The organism is Rhizobium sp. KNZ2-6A (assembly GCF_056755475.1).
The window spans coordinates 1-5397 of sequence record NZ_JBNDIC010000103.1; the positions used below are offsets into that span (position 1 = coordinate 1).

Genomic DNA, 5397 nt, shown 5'->3' on the forward strand with positions numbered 1-5397 from the left:
CAGTTCCATCCGGCGGCGAATTTCGTCCGCCATATCGGAAACCGCATTGGCCGGCGCATCATCATGGTGCCTTATCTACTCGATCTGCTCGATCGCAGCTTCGACAAGGCTGGAAATCGATGGAAATGCACCTTCCTCGACCATCTTTTCCGCAAGGCGGAGATGGTGCTCGGACAATGTGATTTCGGTTTTTACGTTCATTGTCTTTTCCAAGGCAGCGCAAAGACGCATAGCGCTATCTATACGTCATCTCTTGACCCTTGTCTCCTATCGTGGCACCTGTCGCGCCACCCTACACCAAGCAGATAGTAGCTGATCCCATGACTGCCAACGTGCCCGACCATATGAACCCGAAGCGCTCGTTTCAGGCGCTGATCCTGACGCTGCACAATTATTGGGCCGACAAGGGTTGCGCGGTTCTGCAGCCCTATGACATGGAAGTCGGTGCCGGCACGTTCCATCCCGCGACTACGCTGCGTTCACTGGGTCCGAAGCCTTGGCGGGCCGCCTATGTCCAGCCGTCGCGCCGTCCGTCTGACGGCCGCTATGGCGAAAACCCGAACCGCCTGCAGCACTATTACCAGTATCAGGTCATCCTGAAGCCCAATCCGCCTAATCTGCAGGAGCTTTATCTCGGCTCACTGAAGGCGATCGGCCTCGATCCGCTGCTGCACGATATCCGTTTCGTCGAGGACGATTGGGAAAGCCCGACGCTCGGCGCATGGGGCCTCGGCTGGGAATGCTGGTGCGACGGTATGGAAGTCTCGCAGTTCACCTATTTCCAGCAGGTTTGCGGCATCGAATGCGCCCCCGTCGCCGGCGAGCTGACCTACGGTCTCGAGCGTCTTGCCACCTATGTCCAGGGCGTCGACAGCGTCTATGACCTGAACTTCAACGGCCTCGAGGGCGAAGACAAGATCACCTATGGCGATGTCTTCCTCCAGGCCGAGCAGGAATATTCGCGGCATAATTTCGAATATGCCGATACCGAGATGCTGCATCGCCATTTCATCGATGCCGAGAAGGAATGCCAGGCATTGCTGGCTGCCGGCGCCCCCGGCGACAGCGAAAACCATCGCCTGCACAAGTGTGTCTTCCCGGCCTACGACCAATGCATCAAGGCGAGCCACGTCTTCAACCTGCTCGATGCCCGCGGCGTCATCTCGGTGACGGAGCGCCAGAGCTACATCCTGCGCGTGCGCACGCTCGCCAAGGCTTGTGGCGAGGCCTTCCTGCTGACGGACGCCGGCGGCATCAACTGGAACCAGCAGGCTGCTTGAGACAAGCTTCCCCAGGATTGGGCATCGCCAGTCTATCTTGTCACCGGGCCGCCGTTAAAGCCGGGTGACATTGGCGTGAAATCTGCCTACAGCGCCGCGCGTCATATGTGACGCGCAAAGGTCGCTGTAGCACTTTAAATCTGCTGCATAATTTTATCCTTAAATCGATTCCGATTTAAGGAATTATGCAGTAGTGTCCCTTGGGTTGCAGTCGCCACGGGGGATTTCAGATGCTTATTCTTCTCGCGATCATAGTGCTGGCCGCGCTCTATGTCGTCTTCGCCTATAATGGGCTCGTCCGCGCACGCCAGGTGGCGGAGGAGGCCTGGTCCGGCATCGACGTGCAATTGAAGCGCCGCGCCGATCTCATTCCCAATCTGATCGAGACGGTCAAAGGCTATGCCGGCCATGAACGCCAGACCTTGGAAGAGGTTGTCGAACTGCGCAACAAGGCGCAGGCCGTACCGGCTGGGGATGTCGCCGCCCGAGGTCAGGTGGAGGGCTTGTTGTCGCAGGCACTCGGCCGCGTGATCGCGCTCGCGGAAGCCTATCCCGATCTCAAGGCCAATACGAACTTCCTAGAATTGCAGCGCTCGCTGGAGGGCTTGGAAGGCGAAATCCAGATGTCGCGCCGCTATTACAACGGTGCCGCGCGCGAGCTGAACGTCAAGGTCGAGACCTTCCCGAACAATCTCATCGCCGGTCCCTTCGGCTTCGTCAAGAAGGCCTATTTCGAAATCACCAACGAAGCGGATCGCGCCGTTCCCACGGTAAAGTTCTGAGATTTCCGCTATCGGTTTTACATGTGAGGCGGTAAAGGATGCCGACCGCCGGCCATCGGCCGCCTTCCTGACTGACCAAAGAGAATGATGATGGGTAGAGCCAAACTCACGATTATCCCGCCGGGCAAGCCTTTGACCGGACGCGCCATGCCGCCGGGATCGAAGTCGATCACCAACCGCGCATTGCTGCTCGCCGGCCTCGCCAAGGGCACGAGCCGGCTGACCGGCGCGCTGAAGAGCGACGATACCCGCTATATGGCCGAAGCGCTGCGCGCCATGGGCGTTGTTATTGACGAGCCCGACGATACGAGCTTCATCGTGACCGGCAGCGGCAAGCTGAAGGCGCCTGCAGCTCCTCTGTTTCTCGGCAATGCCGGCACGGCGACGCGCTTCCTGACGGCCGCAGCCGCGTTGGTGGAAGGCAAGGTGATCGTCGATGGCGATGCCCATATGCGCAAGCGGCCGATCGGTCCGCTCGTCGACGCGCTGCGCTCGCTCGGCATCGATGCTTCGGCTGAAACCGGTTGCCCGCCCGTGACCATCAACGGCACCGGCCGTTTCGAGGCAAGCCGCGTTGAGATCGATGGCGGCCTATCCAGCCAATATGTCTCGGCGCTCTTGATGATGGCTGCCGGCGGCGACCGCGCCGTCGATGTCGAGTTGCTTGGCGAACATATCGGCGCTGTCGGCTATATCGATCTCACGGTTGCGGCCATGCGCGCTTTCGGCGCCAAGGTCGAGCGTGTGAGCCCGGTCGCCTGGCGCGTTGAGCCGACCGGCTATCATGCGGCCGACTTCGTGATCGAGCCGGATGCCTCCGCGGCGACCTATCTCTGGGCAGCCGAAGTGCTGAGCGGCGGCAAGATCGATCTCGGCACCCCGGCGACGGAATTCTCGCAGCCGGATGCCAAGGCCTATGACCTGATCTCGAAATTCCCGCATCTTCCCGCCGTCATCGACGGCTCGCAGATGCAGGATGCCATCCCGACGCTTGCGGTCCTTGCCGCCTTCAACGAAACACCGGTGCGGTTCGTCGGCATTGAGAACCTGCGCGTCAAGGAATGTGACCGCATCCGCGCGCTGTCGAGCGGCCTGTCGCGAATCGTTCCCAATCTCGGCACGGAAGAGGGTGATGATCTGATCGTCGCATCCGATCCGAGCCTCGCCGGCAAGGTCCTGCCGGCGGAGATCGACAGTTTCGCCGATCACCGCATTGCCATGAGCTTTGCGCTCGCTGGCCTGAAGATCGGCGGCATCACCATTCTCGACCCCGATTGCGTCGCCAAGACTTTCCCGTCCTATTGGAACGTGCTGGCGTCGCTGGGTGTCGCTTACGAAGACTGACGCTCCGCCATCTTAAGAGAAGGCCGAGCGCAGACGTATTTCTGACGTGAAGCGGCGCCGGCAGCAACGGCGCCGTGGCCATCCTTTGGGGGAGTGATGACACGGCTTTGCGGATTCTTACTTGCACTGTACCTTCTGCTTTGCGCAACGGCGGCAACGGCCGCCGAACTCATCACCAGTTTCGATCAGGCGATTGACCTGCACCGCGACGGCTCCATGCGGGTTGTCGAGACGATCTCCGTGAATGCGGAGGGGCGTGATATCCGCCGCGGCATCTTCCGGGATTTTCCGCTGACAATGACCGATGCCAGCGGCCGCGAGATCGAGGTGGATTTCAAGGTCGTGTCCGTCGAGCGCGATGGGCAGCCGGAGGATTGGCATAGCGAGCGCATCAAGGGCGGTGAGCGCATCTATATCGGCAAGGCCGACCGAAGCCTCAACCCAGGCCCGCATTCATTCCGCCTGACCTACGACACCAATCGTCAGATGCGCTATTTCGGCGATCATGACGAGCTCTATTGGAACGTGACAGGCAATGGCTGGCTGTTCCCGATCGTCAATGCCAAGGCGACCGTGACATTGCCCGATGGCGTCGAGCCCCAGCAGCTTGCTTTCTTCACCGGGCCGCTCGGCGCCAACGGCAAGAATGCAAGCGCCAGCGCTAAGGGTAATACGGTTACCTTCGTTACGACCCGGCCGCTCGCCACGGCCGAAGGCCTGACGATCGCCATCAAGCTGGCGAAAGGGGCAATCGCGCCGCCGAGCGCCAGCCAGCAATGGGGCTGGTTCCTTCGGGATCATCTCGATACGACCATCGCCATCGGTGGGCTGATCCTGCTGTTTGCCTACTACATGCGCAGCTGGATCGCCGTCGGCCGCGATCCCGCGCCCGGTGTCATGGTCCCGCGCTGGGACCCGCCGGAAGGCATCTCGCCGGCACTGATCAATTATATCGACAACAAAGGCTTCGCCAGTTCCAGCTGGACGGCATTCTCGGCGACGGCGATCGATCTCGCCGTGCGCGGCTATGTCATCCTCGACGACCTGAAGGAAAAAGTGGTCATCCGACCCTCAGGCAAGGCAGGCAGCGATCTCGGCGGCGGCGACAAGGTGATCATGCAGGCCGTCGGGCCATTCTCTCCGCTCGTTATCGACCAGGAAAACGGCGAGGCGGTGCAGCGGCTCGGCTCAAAGTTCCGTAGCGCCATCGAGCGCAATCATCGCGGCGAATATTACAAGGCCAATGCGCTCTATGTCATTGCCGGCATAGCGCTCTCGATCCTCATCCTGGCTTCCATCGTCATCTTCGGTCGCCTGCATGAAAATGCCCTGCCGCTCATCATCGTGCCGGGCTTCCTGTCGATTTTCGTGACGCTCTTCGCCAGCTCGATCGGCCGCAGGTTCCGCAGTCGAAATGCCGGCCTCGCCCAGCGCATTCTTTCCGTCCTGATCTTCGCCTTTTTCGGCTTCGTCTTCGTATCCATTGCCGTCAGTAGCTTTGCCGCCGCCGTCATGCCGCTCTGGGAGGCGGGTCTGCTGCCGCTGATGGCCGGCATCGTCGGCATTTTCGCACTGAATGTCGTCTTCTATTTCCTGATGGGAGCGCCGACACCGCTCGGGCGCAAGATGATGGATGGCATCGCCGGTCTCAGGCAATATCTGACCTTGGCCGAACGCGACCGGATGAACATGCAGGGCGCGCCGCAGATGTCGCCGCAGCATTTCGAAAAGCTGCTGCCCTATGCGGTCGCGCTCGGCGTCGAAAAGCCCTGGTCTAGCGCTTTCGAGACTTGGCTCGCAACGGCCGCCGGCGCAACCGCGGCGGCTGCCTATGCGCCGGTCTGGTACTCCGGCAATTTCAACCCCGGCAATATCGGCGGAACCATCGGCGACTTCTCCTCCTCCATGGCATCCACCATCGCCTCGACCATTCCCGCACCCGTCTCCAGCTCCTCCTCAGCCTTCGGCGACGGGGGAGGCGGTGGTGGAGG

At 61.0% G+C, this 5397-nt stretch carries 5 protein-coding genes; 4 read left to right on the forward strand and 1 reads right to left on the reverse strand.

Annotation, left to right across the window (positions count from 1 at the left end):
* Positions 1-75 precede the first annotated feature (75 nt).
* Positions 76-201 carry a hypothetical protein gene (locus ACPYOP_RS32390; protein ID WP_481414293.1) on the reverse strand — a complete coding sequence of 42 codons (126 nt, stop codon included), beginning with the start codon at positions 199-201 and terminating at the stop codon, positions 76-78.
* 119 nt (positions 202-320) lie between these two features.
* Here ACPYOP_RS32390 and ACPYOP_RS32395 point away from each other — a divergent pair, with 119 nt between their 5' ends.
* The 4 genes from ACPYOP_RS32395 to ACPYOP_RS32410 all read left to right on the forward strand — a co-directional run.
* The gene (locus ACPYOP_RS32395) at positions 321-1280 is read left to right on the forward strand and encodes a glycine--tRNA ligase subunit alpha (protein ID WP_481414294.1); all 960 of its coding nucleotides are present in this window, start codon (positions 321-323) and stop codon (positions 1278-1280) included.
* 230 nt (positions 1281-1510) lie between these two features.
* The gene (locus tag ACPYOP_RS32400; protein WP_481414295.1) at positions 1511-2062 is read left to right on the forward strand and encodes a LemA family protein; all 552 of its coding nucleotides are present in this window, start codon (positions 1511-1513) and stop codon (positions 2060-2062) included.
* Between the two features lie 87 nt (positions 2063-2149).
* On the forward strand, positions 2150-3406 hold the full coding sequence (locus ACPYOP_RS32405; protein WP_481414297.1) for a 3-phosphoshikimate 1-carboxyvinyltransferase: 1257 nt from the start codon (positions 2150-2152) through the stop codon (positions 3404-3406).
* Between the two features lie 93 nt (positions 3407-3499).
* A partial coding sequence (locus ACPYOP_RS32410; RefSeq protein ID WP_481414296.1) for a DUF2207 domain-containing protein occupies positions 3500-5397 on the forward strand: 1898 nt, incomplete at its 3' end.

Bases quoted from the DNA above. Each gene is read 5' to 3' on its own strand.
- ACPYOP_RS32405 (WP_481414297.1), top strand. From the start codon at position 2,150: ATGATGGGTAGAGCCAAACTCACGATTATCCCGCCGGGCAAGCCTTTG.
- ACPYOP_RS32395 (WP_481414294.1), top strand. From the start codon at position 321: ATGACTGCCAACGTGCCCGACCATATGAACCCGAAGCGCTCGTTTCAG.
- ACPYOP_RS32390 (WP_481414293.1), bottom strand. From the start codon at position 201: ATGAACGTAAAAACCGAAATCACATTGTCCGAGCACCATCTCCGCCTT.
- ACPYOP_RS32400 (WP_481414295.1), top strand. From the start codon at position 1,511: ATGCTTATTCTTCTCGCGATCATAGTGCTGGCCGCGCTCTATGTCGTC.